This window comes from Loigolactobacillus zhaoyuanensis (assembly GCF_003946385.1).
Taxonomy (GTDB): Bacteria; Bacillota; Bacilli; order Lactobacillales; family Lactobacillaceae; genus Loigolactobacillus; species Loigolactobacillus zhaoyuanensis.
The window spans coordinates 1-18076 of sequence record NZ_RHOE01000032.1; the positions used below are offsets into that span (position 1 = coordinate 1).

An 18076-nucleotide genomic window follows, 5' to 3' on the forward strand; every position below is an offset into this window, starting at 1 on the left:
CAAGGAATCCAAGACGCGCTTAACCACCGGCCACGTCGGAGCTTGAACTACAACTGCGCCAGTGAACTATTCATTGATTTAGATGATTAACTATACCAATTTATAAGAATAGGTCGATACTGTTGCACTTGATTTGACAATTTGGGAAATAAACTAAAATACTCGATTAAATTTAATTGGGACGATATATTTTATCCTCCATCATTTTAAAGAATTGTAGCACTCCAAATCTTTCGGCTTCTTTAGAACGCCGAATTGTGTAAGATCTAGCACGACCTTTTCCGGTGTATTCGATATATTCTTTATCAAGTAACGTTTCAAAAGCTTTTCTTATTTTATATTCCGTAATCGGTATTTTCCTGGCCTTATTGATTGTCACAATTGTTTCTGAAATTTTAAAAACACCCACTTCAACCCCGAATTGCATTACCAGTTCCTCAATTGGATCAAGGCCCTCTAGTGTAGACTCCATATTTAATTTCCACAGTTTAATATAAGTTGAATCAGCAGTAGCAGAAATTTCTGGCGGCCTTAAATTATGTTGAATTACTGTATCTGCTATAGTTCCTTTCGCCTCCTTTTCGGCAATACCGACACGCCTAAATAAGTTCGCAATTACTGCGTTCCGCGTACGTGAAATACTTCCATGAAAAAATTCATCTTCAGTAACTCGCATTTCTCCAGGATTATAAAACTCGAAGTAATCATTATAGTCAATGATCTTAATTGGACGATCCGAGTCGTAATAAGCATGCATCAGCGAATTTACTAGCGCTTCTTTGACAGTCTCCTTCATGTCGCTGTAATACGATCCACGTGTCATTGCTTCATCTTGTTGAAATGTATCAGGAATCCCACACTTTAAAATAGATTCTATTTCAAATTTAAATCGTATTTATTTATCATAGCTTAACCATTGATCTAACAGCAATTAACTATTTTAATTCAGATTATATTTGAAAATCAAATACAAATCAAATCAATTGACAAATAACATTTTATATGTTAATTAATACGTCCAGAAATAGTTAATACCTAATCATCACTTTTCAAGCAATAGTTTATTATCCATCATTGGTCTAAGTACTTATATAGTTACTATCGCTGATTTTGTTACCATTCACAGCTAATACATTGTTATAAAAAGATAACCCCAGCAGGATAAATCCCACTGGGGTTAGTGCTTAACTGGCATCCTAGTAAACTAGGATCCAATTACTATTGATTCCTTCAGTTTTCAGCTAAAAAACTGTATTCGCGAGCGGAGCGACCGTCCTTGAATAGCTACATTTTAACAAAATATTGGGGGTTTAGCAACCCTTCTAGCAACGTATAATAACATAAGCCTATTTATAGCTTATTTTAAATGCTCAAACATATACACTGATCTTTAGAACTATTAATGAAAATTCTTACTTAATTTCCGGTAAATCCAAGTTTACTGCGTGGCGCTGCGCATCTTCTGAATCAGCGGCATTAATGATCACTAGTGTTCCTTGCTGGTAGCGTGGCGTAATATCGTTAATAATAACCAGCTTGCCAGTCAGAATACGCTGCTGCACTGAATCATTGTGGTAATCAGCGATCAACGTTATTTGATTAGAAATAACATTACCAGCTGTATCTTCCAAATAAACCAAAACACGCTTACTCCGGCGTAGATCAGAAACGGGCTGAATTTGAATAAATGATAAAGTTAACGTATAACTACCCACAGTTGTCAATTCCGTCAATAAAACGACTTCGACTTGTTGCGGCGAGCGTGCGTTACGTTCTGTTTTGATCGTCAATAACGGTACCATCATTTCTTGCAAAGTGGTGCCGCCATGAACGTATTTACTACCGCCGCCTTGAACAGCATACCGTAGCAGCCCGGTTGGCACATGAACAAATAAGTTATCAGGCGCCACTGCTGGTAGCGCAAATGAATGGGTATTGCTAGCAGCGGCAGCTTCCGTATTGATCACAAACCGCCGTTTATGCACAACACCAGCGGGTTGCGTGATTTTGTCTAGGCTAGTTAAAGCTTGCCGTGTATACAAAAAGCCGTGATCCGCAGTAATGAAGATATTTGTTGCACTGACATAGCGCGCTAAAATACCGACCAACTCTTGTAGTTGAGTTAAAACTAAATCAGCTGCCGCAAACACTTCATCCTCCGACTTGGCATTGTCCCCGCGGGCATCGATCGTATCTAAATAAATGTAATTGACGTTGGTTCCTTTATATAGTTGGCGCAGCTGATCACGATTAGCCGCTAAAATCGTTTTAGCTGGTTGCGCAGTGACACTTAAATCGGGTAATTGTTTCTCTAGAATCCGTTGCCGGTTCTCAACGCCTGCACTTAACTGACCATCAACTTCAATGCTGCCTTTATCATTTAACGTCAACTGCTTATGTGGTAATAACGCCGCCATCCCTATATCTGTATACGATGGCACCGTTCCTTCCACAGCTTCTAATTGTGTATCAAAATGCTGGTTACGATTGAGCTCATCCTGCAATTGACTGGCAATTTCATATCTTAGCGCATCAACTACGATCACAAAGACACGCCGCTTTTCATTGACCAAATGATTAACCTTTTTACTATAAAATTCGGTTGTCGGCAACGCCTGGGTTAATGGTAGCTGATTGCCAATTAGACTATCCCATCGCTGTGCCAACGGTTCTAAATAGCCATCAGTATAGAAACGTTCCACCTTTTGCTGCAGCATTCGCAGCGCATCATTTGGCTCATTAATTTGATCGAAGGCGCGGTAAAACTTGCGGTAAGCGCGATCCAACTGCATATATTGCTCTTGATATTGCTGCCATAACTCTTGTGCCGTGGTGGCATCGATCGTCAATCCGGCTAAGCCGCGCAACAATCGAATTGCTTGGATCAACGCCCGGTAACTAGCTTGAAAATGGGCATTCCAAAAGGCCGTGCGCCGCTTAATTAGCTGCAGTTCGTAATCATCATATGAAATACTACCAGCCGTCAGTTGTTCGGCCACAAATGTGATCAAAGCGATATCATACGCAGCAAAGGTACTACCTTGAGCTAAGAAATCAACCGACTTGCCCCGGGTAAAAGCATCGATTCGCAATAACTCACTCGCCTGCTGAGCCACTAATTCATACTCAGCCATTAAATCACGTGCGTTCTGCCACTGATCAATGAATACAATTGTATTGTTGGCTGGTGTTAACAGCATATTCTGCCAATTTTTCGGTACTTTGCCCGTGAATTCAGCCGCCGTTTTCGTGGTAAATAATGAACAGACTAATTGGGCCAAACTCGGCTGCTCAGCTTGATAATTGAAGTCTTGACTGACCTGCTGCCAAAACCACTTCAAACTCCCAAAACGTTGCAGTTTCTGCCAGGCAGCATCTTGTCCCTGTGCCCATTCAGCCAACAAATAAACCAAGCCATTAGCAAAGCTCAGGCGCTTGCCGCCAACTAACACTAGAAAAATACCTAAGGTTAACTTTTCTGGGCTTAATTCAGCTTCATTTTGCAAAAACGCCAACAGACTTTTTTGCCGCTGCTTATTTTCAAAAAAGCTTTTATAAATTAATAGCGTGCCGCGATAAGCAGCCTGATCTTCAATGTGTAATTCATCTAAGACCTGGCTCAAGCGATCCACGTGAAACTCAGGTTGTGAGTATAAATAAATATCGTGTAGCGGATCTTGCTGTGGCTCAGGCTGTGCCATTGGTAAATAAAGCAAAAAATTCTGGGTTGGTTGCTGTACCTCAATTTGATATTTAATCGCAAAATAATTATTCGGTGCCACCGTCAAAGTAACCACATTATTCAGTTGATAAGCCGCTAACTCTTGTGCATAATCCTGATTTTCATCATACCAAAAAATAATCCGCCGCTGCTGATAATCTGGTAATGGCGCATCAAAGCGCTGCTGTAATAACGTTTGGGTCTCATTTGCCATAGTTTCACCCACCTTACATCTTTACTTTAGTTAAAACATTTAGTTGTTGTGTTTTCGTGCCATCTTCACTGGGCACCGCGATATCCTGAAATTTAGCGTAATTGACCTTGACGCCATCATCTAGATCCAAAGCCAATTCACGATTAGCCATATATTGGACCACCGTTTCGTATTGCCGTAATTCGGTTAGCTGGCGCTGATAGTTGGCGCGCTGCTTTTCAGCTGCTGCTTTGGCTCGGGTCGAGTCGACCTCGGTATTGGTTAAAGTTAATAACCGATCGATTGTCCGCATTAATGGTAATAAATACGCTGTTCGAATCTGGGCTAACAATGCTGGCGTGTAGCGATGCAGATAAATAAGCGCCTTAAAGCCATTTTGCTTACCACTGGAAAGCTCCCAGTAAATCGGCCGCTTCTGATAAATCTTTAAATGATCCTTGTAAAAATCCTTCAGGAAATAACGCCGTAACGCTTCCTCTGGATCTTGCGCACTATCAGGATAAAGGCTGTTGGCAATAAAGGTTAAATTTGCCATTAATTGCTCAGCACCAAAGATCAGCGTCAATAATTGTTTGATTCGCGTCACAATGTCGTCTTCATAATAGCCCTTAGCAAAACCAATCGGAATTACATTATCCGGATCCGTCTGAAAACTACGGTAGCGAGTTGCATCAAAAGTACCACCAGCATAGATCAAACCAGGTTCGTCTAAACTATAACGACCAAAAATCACGCCAACTAAATACGATAGAAAGCTGCGCACATCGCGGCCTTGATCAGCCTGGCGGACCGTGACTTCCTTATCCGTTTCTTCCGGTGATAATTCAGACTGTAAACCATAAATATCGATGAACTGGCGATTAAGCTCCTCTTCGTTAGCTTTTAATTGCGTAAATCGCTGAGCCGCAGCTGTTTGCCAACTGGTAAAGGCATCTGCTAATAAACTGCTATCGGTACGGTATTGCAGCAAGGGATGCTGCTGGAAGTCCCATGAGGTTTCAAAAGCATCCCAGTCAGATTTGGATAGGTCTATGCACTTTTCGGCGTAATGATTAATACCTTTCTGATTTCTTACAATAACATTCGTTTTAAACGGAAGAGATAATACCTGCTTTATTTTAAAATCAATTGTTGGTGATAAAAATTGTAAATATTCATTTACTAGTACAGAATTTAGAAAAGATATTACCGTTAAATCATCAATATTATCATCAATTAAAAAACCGGTTACACCCTTGGAATCAAATAAAAATCCTTTGTCAACAATTCTAGCTGAAAATTTACTCGAGCTGATAGCAGTCCACGTTATACCCCGCTTAAAACCATACTTTCCATTATAGTTATGTGACCTTGTTCGACTTGTTTTAGGATCAATATTATGTTTTATTGCATAACCGTTATTTTTCCAATTAACTATATACCAATTATTTCCAAACCATTTTCTATAATCGCCACCTTTATTATATGGATACCAAACTATCCCTTTCTGCTCAGCTGACAATTTAAAACCTATTAGGTCACGATTAACCTCATACCACATCCGCATGAATAAATTGTTATCTGCAGTTGTCATACCTTCTCTGGCTTCAAAAACTGACGCAATTTTAGGATTGTTTTGAAAAGTGTTCGTCAATTTTTCACTCGCCCAATAAGCAATCGGTGCTCCTGGAATATCTTCAAACGAATGTACATCCCGCACATAGCGATAATCTACTGTTGGATCAGCTGCTGCTTCAGCGACTTTCAATGGTTGTACTGCCGCACCTTTGAATGACTCCAAGCGTAAGAAAACGCCTTGCGTATTTTCTTGTTGACGTTGCAAAACAAACGTACAGATTGGTACCGTAGCGTCCTCAAAAGCTGAATATTCCAGCTGAACTAAACTACCAATCGTCCCATTATTAATAATGAAACGGCGTAATTTTTCGTGCGACGAAATAAACATCCACGTATAAGGACTCATCAATGCCGCATAACCATTTGGCTTCGTCATTGTGAAAGTCTCTTTAATGAAAGCTGAGTAAAGATCAGATTTAACGTCTTGATAGTTTTGCTGCATGAATTTTTTCAGCGTTGGATTATATTTATTATGGTATGGCGGATTGGTGACGACAACATCATAATGCTGCGTCAGCAACCACGCACACCGAAATAGTGGTAAAAGTCGCTCGCGTAGTTCAATCACTTGAGCTTGTTGATATAAGTCGGCCTGATTAAACTCCAAATTTGTAACTTTTTGGATAAAGGATTGCCAGTCAAGCGCTGCTGGTTGTAACAATGAACCGAATTGCTTGGCGTCAGTAAATTGCTGCTCCAATACCCGAATCTGTTCAACTTCTGTCGAATCAAAAACAGATTGAAGTGCTTCGCCAGTCGTGGCTTGTAGAGAATCCTGGAACTCAAAAATATTAAATATAACTGGTTGCTCGGCCCGTAATAAACGTGGTGTTTTAGCCAACATTTCCATTAGTAAAACAATCTGCGTGATTTGAATTGAGCGCTTATCAATATCCAAGCCAAATAAATTATTTTCAATAATCGTACGGGGAATTTCCCGTGGCAAATAGCCTTGTTGCAAGTACATATCATAGAGCATCCGAAAAGCTTCAATCAAAATATGTCCCGAGCCACATGCTGGATCAATTACCTTAATATCTTCCAACTGGCTAAGATCGTTGGGCAATACTAAATCACCAGCATGGCCTAAATAATATTGCCATTGATCGACTAAATTAGTTTCATTATGTAGGCCTAAATATAAGTTGCCCAATGAGTTTTGTAACATGTATTGCACGATCCATTTTGGAGTAAACAATTGGGTCACTACTGGTAGCTCGTGCTTAGAGACACTATGATTTTTTAAGCCACCCACTTTTGTTTTTTCTTCAATATTATAATATTCAAATAACCAGCCAATAATCTCAGTGTTATCCCAATCCGCATCAGGAATTTCACTTGCCAACAAATCAGCAATAATTCCTTGTGGCTGTAATAAATTTTCTGGTAATAATAATGATTCTGCACCTTGTACCGGATAAAAAACACTAGGTAACGTCTGACTCAGCTGCTTAATTTGTTGTTTAAGTAAATACTGATATAACCGAATATCTTTTTCTGGGCGAGCCAAAGTTGAATCATCATTAATCGTAGCCAAAATTGACGGATCTAACGCTAAATCATCCATCAAGTCATAAATATTGGATAACGCATCAGGCTCATTTTTACCAGCCGTTTCTGAAGATAAAATCCGCATTTTGATGGGTAAATAATCATGTAATTCCATGTAACGTAAAGCAACAATCCAGTTAAACCAAGTGAAAGCCACTTCTTCAAATAATTGCGTTAAAGCTTCAGCCAAAGTCGAATCATGTTGGAATGCTTGTATTTTGGTTAAAAGACGACGAAATTCATTTTCTTCGATCGCGTTGAGCTGAACTTTTTTATCGCCTAAAATTAATAGACTTCCTGCAGCATGATGTTCAATCTTTGGTAGTTGTTGCTCATTTAATAAATAATGATTGCGTGCATATGCTTGGATACTACTCAATAGATGCTGCTTAGCATTCACCGCAAACTTCTTCAAAGCTGCTTTATCCATTTTTAATTACTCTCCTAATTTCTAATTACTACACTGCAGTATAGTAAACTCATTCTCTAGTTTAGAGGAATCAACATCAAAAGTCACCAGCACATCAAAAGAAAAAGTGCCACCATACTCAATTTGAGTACAAGCAACACTTTCTGATAACTACATAATTGTTAATTCGTCTATATCTTGTAATTCCTGCTGCAAATATCGTCGTACTTTTTCTAAGTAGGCATTTAGCTCGGCTTCGTTATGAATCACAATTTTATTTTTAGGTAACACTTCAGCACGCTCTAATAGCTTAGCGTTAAGCCCCTTATGTTCTGGAAATTTTTCGGAAATCTTCTCTGATTCGTCACCAGAAGTGTCTGCACTGTCACCAGTTGTTAGTTTAGATGGTGCTGGTTGCATTGGCACTACTCTAGAAGCCAATTCCCGCTGTGCTTTATTAATCAGGGTGATGAAATGACCCTTGGTAATATCTTTGTCCGCTATAATACCACGGACAGCCGCGATTGTGCCGGCATCATCTAATTGGCGATTTAAATCGTGATATTGCTGATCAATTTGTGGCTTAATTTTTTGCTGCAATTCAACATTAGTTAAAGTCGCTTCCATATTAGCTTGATCGTTAGCTAGCTCCTGCTTAATTGGCGCAGCAGCATTTTCAATTTCTGTAAAGATAGCTTCATTATAGGCTTTAACCAACTCTGGTAGTTCTTTGATCAATTTATAAGGTTCCGCAAAGCTTAGAATTTCGGCGATCCGTTGCCCTGCCTGTTTAGCCGGTGCTGTGGTTAAATAATCATGATCACGCTGATACTTCGTATTAACGATCAACGCAGCGTCAAAAATTTCGACTTGATTAGCAAAAAATTGCTTAACTAGTTCATTATCATCATGTAAAGCCAACAAATCATCTTGTTGTTTGAAAACACGCTCAAAAAACTGATTAGCATCGCGTTGTTCGCTTAGACTTTTGACGATTCGTAACTCATCACTAATATTCTGTGCACCTGGATATTGATTATGACCCGCATACTGGCGCTGTAATGCATCTAGCTCGCTAGCTGTATGCCGCAACTGATTTTGTAACTCCGCCATTCGCTCATCATCTTTAACCTGGATCATGGTTTTATTGTACATTTCCTTCATCAACCCGTTAGCCGCTTTAACGTAACGTTCTTGAATCAAAACTCGCCGCTCGACCACAATTTTTTCTTGTTCGCGTGGCCGGGTGATCAAGCTAATAAAATGCGTCAAATTATCCTCAGGAATTAAACGCTCCGTCTGTACGCGCAGCTGAATCTTTTCATCGTTCAACAACCGAATCAAACTAGCCAAAATCGTCGTTTCCTGCCAGCCAAAAGGAATTTGTGTAAAGCTTTCGACTAATTCACGCAACGAAACCCGAATATGCCGCACTGCTCGCTGCTCGACATCGTTGAAAATAGCATCCGTTGTCAGATGATTGGGGTCCGTAGCTTGTGCTGATAACAAATCACCTTGCGTTGAAAATAATGCAGCTAAATCTTCACGATCATAATTATGGCTAACATAAGTAATTTTGTTGTAGGTCACCTCAACCAGCTGTTTCAACGCTGCATTGATCAATGAACCACCGCTGGCTTTGACTACTGCGCCATTAATAAAGACTTTGGCATCAGCTAATGCAGCTTCGACCTGCGTTTTAATATCCACCGACAAAGCCGTTCGTTCGCGGCTCTTATGATTTAAAATATCTGCATAAATGTCAGTTTGATTATGATTAGGCTCGCGCAAATACTGATCGATCCGCTTAAAATTCATAATGTCGTCCATATATGTGCCTTGTTCTGGCAACATGACGATGACTTTGCCTGCTTCTAACGACTGTGCAGCCGCCATTTCATCGCCAGCAACGGCCAAATTGTTAGGACTAATAATTTGGAGCGTTAATGCTGAATGTGCCGTCTTGATCGGTACCGTATCGATCCACTGATTAAGCTCAAAATTGTAATTTAAACCTGATTGTTTTGCAAACGGCTGATAACGATATTGCTTGAGTTGTAAAATATCAGTAAAAATTGTTTCACCTAAGTATTTAACAATGTCATTATTCGAGACGATCACATTTTGAATTTCCCGATTAATATCTTGCTCATCATTGGTTAAAAAAGCATATTCGCTACCCCGCCGCTGAATCAAGAATTCTTTTTCCAAGCGATTGACACTTTTTTGGATAGTTTCCTTCAAGGTCAATGTTTCTTCATCAATATGATCAATTAAAAGTGTAGTTAAGTTATCGATATTAGCTGGGATTTCCTTGACATAACGGATCAAAAATAACAGCTTTAGTACTTTAATATCAAAGTCATCTAATTTAGGATTATTTTCAGCTTGAATAATCGGTAGCCGAACTGAGTGTTCCAGCACATCTTCAATATTTTTATAAAACACATCAAATGGTACTAATATATCAGTTTGTTCATGTTCGTAGCTAACTGCCGCAGATTGTACCGCGGATAATAAATTACGCTCACCATTGGCTAAGTGCTTCCCAGATGAACCGTGTTCCCGGATTCCAGTGAAAACCTTCTGCAACAGATTAAACTGATACGGAATAAATGGGTAAGCCGCCACAAACTCGGCTTGATCCGCGAAATTTGGCATTTGGGCGGTATCATCAGTAAAGGTGATTTTATTTTTTAAAATAGCTTCGTTGGTCGTGTATATTGGCGTCAATTCAGTTACTGCTGCTGTTGTTTTAGTCAACAAACGCTTCTTGATCACTTCATCGGCGTTGGCTGAACTTAGCGGTAATCGTGTATTAAACCGACCTTGGATTTTTGAAAAATCATTCGACGACATACCACCTTTTTTCAGCGAGTCAATGTCTTGCTGACTAGTGACAACGACCCAAACTTGACCATGACAATATTGGGCCAAGTCCTCCACAACCATTTGTAGATCAAGCATCAACTGACCATTTTCAGAAATATATTGGCCCATTTCATCCGCCATAAAGACTAAATGGTAATTAGCCGGTTGTTGCGCCACGTATTTTTGTACCCGCTTGGCAAATGATTCATCGCTAATGGTATAACTAGACTCACCAGCCTCCATAAAGTGGCGCGCACTTTCTTCGCTCATATCCGTAGTTTCAGCCAATGCTGCAATCGCCGCATCCTCATTATAGAAGATTTCATCGCGGCCTTCTTCCCAACTCAAGCCATCAGCTTGATCCGCAAAAGCCTGCTTAAATACAGTGTACTGTCCCTTGTTAGCTAAAGTTTCTTCCATTTCTGCGATCCATGCGTTGGCACCAGAAAAACCGCGCATTTCGTTGAACACTTTATTAAATACCTTAACAACCGCTGATTTTTGTTGCATGCTATCAGCTTCTGATTTCGATTCAATATTAAATAATGCCACATCGTTAGGTACGGTCAGCGCTTGCTGCATTTGCGCTAATAACTTAGGATTATTAGTTAATTTATCGGTAAAAAAGTCCAATGGCTGCTTCGACTCGATCTGTAGATCCTGGCGTAATAAATAACTTAGAATTTTCAAGAAATGCGATTTACCAGAACCAAAAAATCCAGAGATCCAAACCCCAATCTGATCCGTTGATTGCGCTAACGAATGATCATAAGCCGCAAAAAAAGTCGCTAAATGCTGCTCGATTTCATCAGTGATCACATACTCATCTAATTCTTGAAAGGTGTGGTCGGCATTGCCCTGCCCAATTTTAATAACCCCTTCAATTTCCCGTTCAATTGGCTTTTTAAACAGCTGTTTAATTTCCATTTATTAAAACTCCTCCTACTTCACAATTCAAGCTAATCCCCAACGATGCGAAACGCGCGATAGTAATGATCATCACTGAGCTGATCAAATAATTTTAATTTATTATATGAATACGTGCCCGGATAAAACAGCATTAACGGCATTTGCGTGATTAGCGGCTGCAAGCTATTTAACAAGTTATGTGAGCGCACAATTGGATAAGCTTTGCCAACACCAGTTAAAAAAATAATCGCGTCGGGATCATAATTAGCGCCGATATAACTAACTAGCTCATCACGATTAGTCGCCAGTTTCAGTGCACGTTGCATTCGTTCAAACAAAATAGTACTGCCCCGCTTAGCTTCCATTTGAAAATTCTTCTCCATATAGCCACGCGCTTCAAAAAACTGTAGCACAATGGTAAATAAATCAAAATTCTGCACCCGTACTTGTAACTGCTTTTCAGTATATTGCTGAATTTCCGGCACACGCGCGCGCACTAATAGCTCATCTTGTGGGGCGTAGTCAAAAATATAAAAGCCAACTTCGTTACCCAGCCCCGTATTATGCACGAACTGTTCTGTCAGTAATTTATCTTGTAACGCATTTAATCGCTGCGCCGTAGTCTGTTGCGCCATCAAGCTACACCCGACTTCCTATTAAAACTTCGTAAAGTACCTGCTCACCATGTTGCTGTAAATAGCGAGCCACATCTGGCGCCAATATCCCTTTAGCCAGTTGCCCCTCACGCAATAAGTTACAATCACGCAATACTTGTAAGTAGGCACTAGCTAAACGGCTTTGCGTAGCAGCAGTCCATTGTGCTACCTTGGTACTTTGGGTCGATTTTTCTGCTAAAAACTTCAATCCATCTTGCTTAGTCAACGCGGTGTCCATACTCACAATTTTTTGGAAATAAATCTGCCGCATAAATTCCTGAAATAATTGATCGCTGATCATTAACGCATACACTAAAATTAAGCTGCTGGTTTCTCGATCAGCAACTAAAAATTGGTGCACCAAATAATCATCCAAAGTAGCAAGTCGTTTCAAAATAGTATTGACGACTGCTGATTGTCGAGCACGCGATGGTAACTGCAAAAAATTCTGTGTTAGTGCCGCTGTTCGCACTTCAGCTGAAGTTTGCCCATCTTGGAGCCGCTGTGCTACTTTTTTTGTTTCTATGTACATGAATGGCCGCGTATTTAGCGTTGTTTGATAGGACATAATTATTCACTCCAGGAGTAGGTAAATCTGCATTTATTTTGCTAAAATAAGCTATATGCATATAATAACACATCGATTTTTACGCTGGTTAAAAAGATAACCCCCAACCGATTAGATTGGGGGTTAGAGCTTACCTGGCATCTTTTTGGAATAGATCCATTACTATAAGTTCCGATTTGAAGTCAGTTTATAAGAGGCCAGTTGCTAGTAATGTTACTAGCACAACAAGCACGATATTTTTCGGTTTCATTTTAAAGTGAAACTTCAAATCAATATTCATGAATATCCCCTCCTAATTCCAATTTAATGTGCTTTAGGGTGACTTATTCACAAATACAATTCCAAGATTTAAACAAACTTTCTAGCCTCTTCTGCTGACTTCAGGGAACCTACAGTTTGCAAAAATAATCTTGGAATAAGCTAATTATAATGCTTCTTGGAAGAAAACGCATTCTTTTTTGGCAAATATGCGAAAATACCGTTATTTATGCTTGCTGAACTGCGGTTTTAACTTAATCATTGGCGCAGTATCGTTTTTCTCTGCTGAAATTGGCTGATGTAATAACGCATTAGTGCTACCATAAAGTCATCACGACCAAGATCATTGAACGGCAACACCAAATGATTTTCTTTTTCAAAAGTATTATAAGCTGTATTAGCTGCAATTAGTGCTGTTCATTTATTGCCATCTTGAAATGGTTGTACTTTAGAAAGCGCAGTAAAAATACGCCAGGCATCAGCTGCTGCTTTTTGCGAATGGTTATATTGATCTACAATATTTTGTATATTCTGACGCGTAACGATTTCTGGTGGAATATAGTTAGTATTACTATTCTTATCAACTGTAACACCAATCCAATCATCTTCATTAATACGCATTACGCAAATATCCCGGTCAATTTGGCTGCTCATCCGATTCAGTATTAAATTGCCGATTAACAGCGATAATACCGTCCACATTAAAAATTATAACATCCACACTACCCTGATTTAATGGCCGATCAGACATCAGGTCTAGCGCCTGTTTCGTTTGCAGAACTGTACTACCATAATTATTTAAACTACCTAAAGACACAATAAATTTAGCCAAAACTGCATTATCCAATAGACTACTCCTGTGCTCACTAGTATTTTTACTATTAGATTTCAACTAAAATAGATCTTGGATAAACATTGAAAACTGACTGCGATAGCTATTGATTCCTTCAGCTTTCAGCTAAAATAGATCTTAAAAGCGTAGCGTGTGGCAGGATCGCGAGCTATTGATTCCTTCAGTTTTCAGCTAAAATAGATCTATATTGACCAGGTCATAGACATTGCCACGGCTATTGATTCCTTCAGTTTTCAGCTAAAATAGATCTTAAACTGCATTTTGCTGGAATACTGCCAAGCTATTGATTCCTTCAGTTTTCAGCTAAAATAGATCGCCGCTAATGCGACAGCTCCAAGTTTAAGCGCTATTGATTCCTTCAGTTTTCAGCTAAAATAGATCGAGCCGATGCAGATGGCAGTTATAGTTCAGGCTATTGATTCCTTCAGTTTTCAGCTAAAATAGATCGGTGGAAATCCCAATGCTGTAGGTGGTAATGCTATTGATTCCTTCAGTTTTCAGCTAAAATAGATCCCAAGCTTAAAATTACTTACGGAACTTCTGGCTATTGATTCCTTCAGTTTTCAGCTAAAATAGATCCGTTCACATATTATGCGCCGCAAAAACTTGGCTATTGATTCCTTCAGTTTTCAGCTAAAATAGATCTATTCTTGGATAAAAGCCCGTGCTTCTGCGGCTATTGATTCCTTCAGTTTTCAGCTAAAATAGATCGGCTAAGATTGGCAACTACACCTGGATCCAGCTATTGATTCCTTCAGTTTTCAGCTAAAATAGATCACGATCCAGGGACAAGATACGCTTATGACGGCTATTGATTCCTTCAGTTTTCAGCTAAAATAGATCTATCGACTTTAATCGACACAACAACCTCTGGCTATTGATTCCTTCAGTTTTCAGCTAAAATAGATCGTAATGGTCACGGTTATGCAAACGGCGGCTGCTATTGATTCCTTCAGTTTTCAGCTAAAATAGATCGGCAAGTGACCGTCTCGCGCGTCTCTGTCGGCTATTGATTCCTTCAGTTTTCAGCTAAAATAGATCGAACGACTTGCGCGATCCACGACTGCCTTTGCTATTGATTCCTTCAGTTTTCAGCTAAAATAGATCGTGTGATCTAGTGGTATTCGATAATATATCGCTATTGATTCCTTCAGTTTTCAGCTAAAATAGATCTGGACTGCCATATGTTGGCAACAAGGGGCAGCTATTGATTCCTTCAGTTTTCAGCTAAAATAGATCGCTACTTTAAAAATTAACAACCCGACCTAGGCTATTGATTCCTTCAGTTTTCAGCTAAAATAGATCTTTTCGTGCTTGAACCAGCAATAATTGCGGGCTATTGATTCCTTCAGTTTTCAGCTAAAATAGATCTTTAAATATTTCTTCCAAAGTGGTCTACTCGCTATTGATTCCTTCAGTTTTCAGCTAAAATAGATCTAGCCGCGATAACAGTTAGCCACCAGAATGGCTATTGATTCCTTCAGTTTTCAGCTAAAATAGATCTGATCAATGACTGATGTTTTGAGTGAACCGGCTATTGATTCCTTCAGTTTTCAGCTAAAATAGATCACCAATTATGGACGAGTTCGGCTTGCCAGAGCTATTGATTCCTTCAGTTTTCAGCTAAAATAGATCTTGGCATTGACGCTGTTAGCATCACACTTAGCTATTGATTCCTTCAGTTTTCAGCTAAAATAGATCGTGCTTTGTGTCGTTATCGTAGCAATACCAGCTATTGATTCCTTCAGTTTTCAGCTAAAATAGATCCAACTATAAAAAGCCAACATGCTGCACGCTGCTATTGATTCCTTCAGTTTTCAGCTAAAATAGATCTCTACAGACCGATTATCGTCGAGTTCATAAGCTATTGATTCCTTCAGTTTTCAGCTAAAATAGATCGTGACTGTGCTGTAAAGTGTCGTGGCGTCAGCTATTGATTCCTTCAGTTTTCAGCTAAAATAGATCTGTTGTACAAGTAGTCCCGATCATTGTACCGCTATTGATTCCTTCAGTTTTCAGCTAAAATAGATCTAGCGAAAGAGAGTGGTATCAGCCAAACAAGCTATTGATTCCTTCAGTTTTCAGCTAAAATAGATCCTCGTATGACGACACAAAATGGCAAACGTGGCTATTGATTCCTTCAGTTTTCAGCTAAAATAGATCGCTATATCACCACAATTGAACAACTGGAAGGCTATTGATTCCTTCAGTTTTCAGCTAAAATAGATCTACTTTTCCCAAATATAGCGGTGCAATCGCGCTATTGATTCCTTCAGTTTTCAGCTAAAATAGATCTCCAGGTCGTTCACCTGTGTAATCTGGTCAGCTATTGATTCCTTCAGTTTTCAGCTAAAATAGATCCGTTGTCCCAGTTCGTGCATACGTTACTGCGCTATTGATTCCTTCAGTTTTCAGCTAAAATAGATCTGGCGGTAGAAGCAGGGCTTATTCTATAGTGCTATTGATTCCTTCAGTTTTCAGCTAAAATAGATCGACAGCTCGTCAATGCGCAAATTAAGTGATGCTATTGATTCCTTCAGTTTTCAGCTAAAATAGATCATGATCCACAAGTCTTTTATCAAGTTACACGCTATTGATTCCTTCAGTTTTCAGCTAAAATAGATCTTTCAACCAATGTATCACCAGTCTATTGATTCCTTCAGTTTTCAGCTAAAATAGATCGATTTTGGAGCTTAAAGCATTGCCGATGAAGCTATTGATTCCTTCAGTTTTCAGCTAAAATAGATCTTTTCCACATGGACTGGGCACCAGTAACAAGCTATTGATTCCTTCAGTTTTCAGCTAAAATAGATCCCTTGTACGGTGATCGATCAATGTATTTATGCTATTGATTCCTTCAGTTTTCAGCTAAAATAGATCGATTCTTGCCCATGTGTTTACTCATCATCAGCTATTGATTCCTTCAGTTTTCAGCTAAAATAGATCCACGACACACCTAAAGAAAAGCAATCAATGGCTATTGATTCCTTCAGTTTTCAGCTAAAATAGATCTGATTAAATCAGGCTTAGGCAAATCGTTAAGCTATTGATTCCTTCAGTTTTCAGCTAAAATAGATCTTCATTGTCATCAAGTGCTATAAGGTCCTGGCTATTGATTCCTTCAGTTTTCAGCTAAAATAGATCATCAAGACCACTGTTAGCCATCAGTCCAATGCTATTGATTCCTTCAGTTTTCAGCTAAAATAGATCAGGTAAAGGTAGCATCACGAATAACGAACTGCTATTGATTCCTTCAGTTTTCAGCTAAAATAGATCGATATTAAGGGAGATAAAACATTTGGTTATGCTATTGATTCCTTCAGTTTTCAGCTAAAATAGATCAACTTAAAAAAAGTAAAACACGAAGAACCAGCTATTGATTCCTTCAGTTTTCAGCTAAAATAGATCCGCCTATGTATACTCAACGGCAGTTGCGATGCTATTGATTCCTTCAGTTTTCAGCTAAAATAGATCTTGGCCTTAGCCGTTTCAAGCGCCTTTGCTGCTATTGATTCCTTCAGTTTTCAGCTAAAATAGATCAGTGTTAGTGGCAATAACAGATGAACCACTGCTATTGATTCCTTCAGTTTTCAGCTAAAATAGATCATAGCCATCAGGATCGTTGATCTCACCACGGCTATTGATTCCTTCAGTTTTCAGCTAAAATAGATCTCGATTGCCATGAACTCGCCGGCTGTCGGAGCTATTGATTCCTTCAGTTTTCAGCTAAAATAGATCGTCTAAATGTTCATTAGCGTAGTCCAGCACGCTATTGATTCCTTCAGTTTTCAGCTAAAATAGATCATTATAATCTGATCTACGTTGGTCAACAACGCTATTGATTCCTTCAGTTTTCAGCTAAAATAGATCAACCTCCGCGGAAGTTAGTGCCTATGCACAGCTATTGATTCCTTCAGTTTTCAGCTAAAATAGATCGAAAGGTGGGTTGTGACGTCTTCCATATCCGCTATTGATTCCTTCAGTTTTCAGCTAAAATAGATCATTGCTCAGTTCACGTCTACTTACATTGCTGCTATTGATTCCTTCAGTTTTCAGCTAAAATAGATCATGGCATTTTGAGTACAGACTATTTATCTTGCTATTGATTCCTTCAGTTTTCAGCTAAAATAGATCCGTATAGTGTTGCCATGTTTATCCTCCTTAGCTATTGATTCCTTCAGTTTTCAGCTAAAATAGATCGGTCATATTCGACACATCACCGAGCTCATAGCTATTGATTCCTTCAGTTTTCAGCTAAAATAGATCGAAAGGTGGGTTGTGACGTCTTCCATATCCGCTATTGATTCCTTCAGTTTTCAGCTAAAATAGATCATTGCTCAGTTCACGTCTACTTACATTGCTGCTATTGATTCCTTCAGTTTTCAGCTAAAATAGATCCCATAGCTTCACGGAAATTACCAGTGTAAGGCTATTGATTCCTTCAGTTTT

The 18076-nt window shown here is 39.2% G+C and carries 8 protein-coding genes and 1 CRISPR repeat array (1 of these 9 cut by a window edge); all 8 genes read right to left on the minus strand.

Annotated features, from left to right (window positions below; translation table 11 throughout):
• Positions 1 to 172 precede the first annotated feature (172 nt).
• The 8 genes from EKM76_RS07785 to EKM76_RS13840 all read right to left on the minus strand — a co-directional run bounded on the left by EKM76_RS07785 (position 173) and on the right by EKM76_RS13840 (position 13621).
• A complete protein-coding gene (locus EKM76_RS07785; RefSeq protein WP_164507621.1) occupies positions 173 to 796 on the minus strand; it encodes an ATP-binding protein in 624 nt (207 codons plus the stop codon).
• A 616-nt stretch (positions 797 to 1412) separates the two neighbouring features.
• Entirely contained in the window at positions 1413 to 3935 is a 2523-nt protein-coding gene (gene pglZ, locus EKM76_RS07790) for a BREX-1 system phosphatase PglZ type A (RefSeq protein ID WP_125550126.1), read from the minus strand.
• Positions 3936 to 3948: 13 nt separating this feature from the next.
• Positions 3949 to 7533: a BREX-1 system adenine-specific DNA-methyltransferase PglX gene (gene pglX, locus EKM76_RS07795; RefSeq protein WP_125550127.1), complete on the minus strand. Its 3585-nt coding sequence runs from the start codon at positions 7531 to 7533 to the stop codon at positions 3949 to 3951.
• 150 nt (positions 7534 to 7683) lie between these two features.
• Complete coding sequence (gene brxC / locus EKM76_RS07800) at positions 7684 to 11310, minus strand: BREX system P-loop protein BrxC (protein WP_125550128.1); 3627 nt, start codon at positions 11308 to 11310, stop codon at positions 7684 to 7686.
• Between the two features lie 32 nt (positions 11311 to 11342).
• Positions 11343 to 11927 (minus strand): DUF1788 domain-containing protein, encoded by a 585-nt coding sequence (locus EKM76_RS07805; RefSeq protein ID WP_125550129.1) that lies wholly within the window; start codon positions 11925 to 11927, stop codon positions 11343 to 11345.
• Positions 11928 to 11931: 4 nt separating this feature from the next.
• Positions 11932 to 12516 carry a DUF1819 family protein gene (locus EKM76_RS07810; protein WP_125550130.1) on the minus strand — a complete coding sequence of 195 codons (585 nt, stop codon included), beginning with the start codon at positions 12514 to 12516 and terminating at the stop codon, positions 11932 to 11934.
• Positions 12517 to 13191: 675 nt separating this feature from the next.
• Positions 13192 to 13395, minus strand: a complete 204-nt coding sequence (locus tag EKM76_RS13835) for a Fic family protein (RefSeq protein ID WP_125550131.1) — start codon at positions 13393 to 13395, stop codon at positions 13192 to 13194.
• Positions 13396 to 13411: 16 nt separating this feature from the next.
• On the minus strand, positions 13412 to 13621 hold the full coding sequence (locus EKM76_RS13840) for a hypothetical protein (protein WP_125550132.1): 210 nt from the start codon (positions 13619 to 13621) through the stop codon (positions 13412 to 13414).
• An 87-nt stretch (positions 13622 to 13708) separates the two neighbouring features.
• Positions 13709 to 18076: a CRISPR direct-repeat array (repeat unit 36 nt; unit sequence GCTATTGATTCCTTCAGTTTTCAGCTAAAATAGATC) (it continues 5624 nt past the right edge of the window).

Bases quoted from the DNA above. Each gene is read 5' to 3' on its own strand.
- EKM76_RS13835 (WP_125550131.1), bottom strand. From the start codon at position 13,395: ATGCGTATTAATGAAGATGATTGGATTGGTGTTACAGTTGATAAGAAT.
- EKM76_RS07810 (WP_125550130.1), bottom strand. From the start codon at position 12,516: ATGTCCTATCAAACAACGCTAAATACGCGGCCATTCATGTACATAGAA.
- pglX (WP_125550127.1), bottom strand. From the start codon at position 7,533: ATGGATAAAGCAGCTTTGAAGAAGTTTGCGGTGAATGCTAAGCAGCAT.
- EKM76_RS07805 (WP_125550129.1), bottom strand. From the start codon at position 11,927: ATGGCGCAACAGACTACGGCGCAGCGATTAAATGCGTTACAAGATAAA.
- EKM76_RS07785 (WP_164507621.1), bottom strand. From the start codon at position 796: ATGAAGGAGACTGTCAAAGAAGCGCTAGTAAATTCGCTGATGCATGCT.
- pglZ (WP_125550126.1), bottom strand. From the start codon at position 3,935: ATGGCAAATGAGACCCAAACGTTATTACAGCAGCGCTTTGATGCGCCA.
- brxC (WP_125550128.1), bottom strand. From the start codon at position 11,310: ATGGAAATTAAACAGCTGTTTAAAAAGCCAATTGAACGGGAAATTGAA.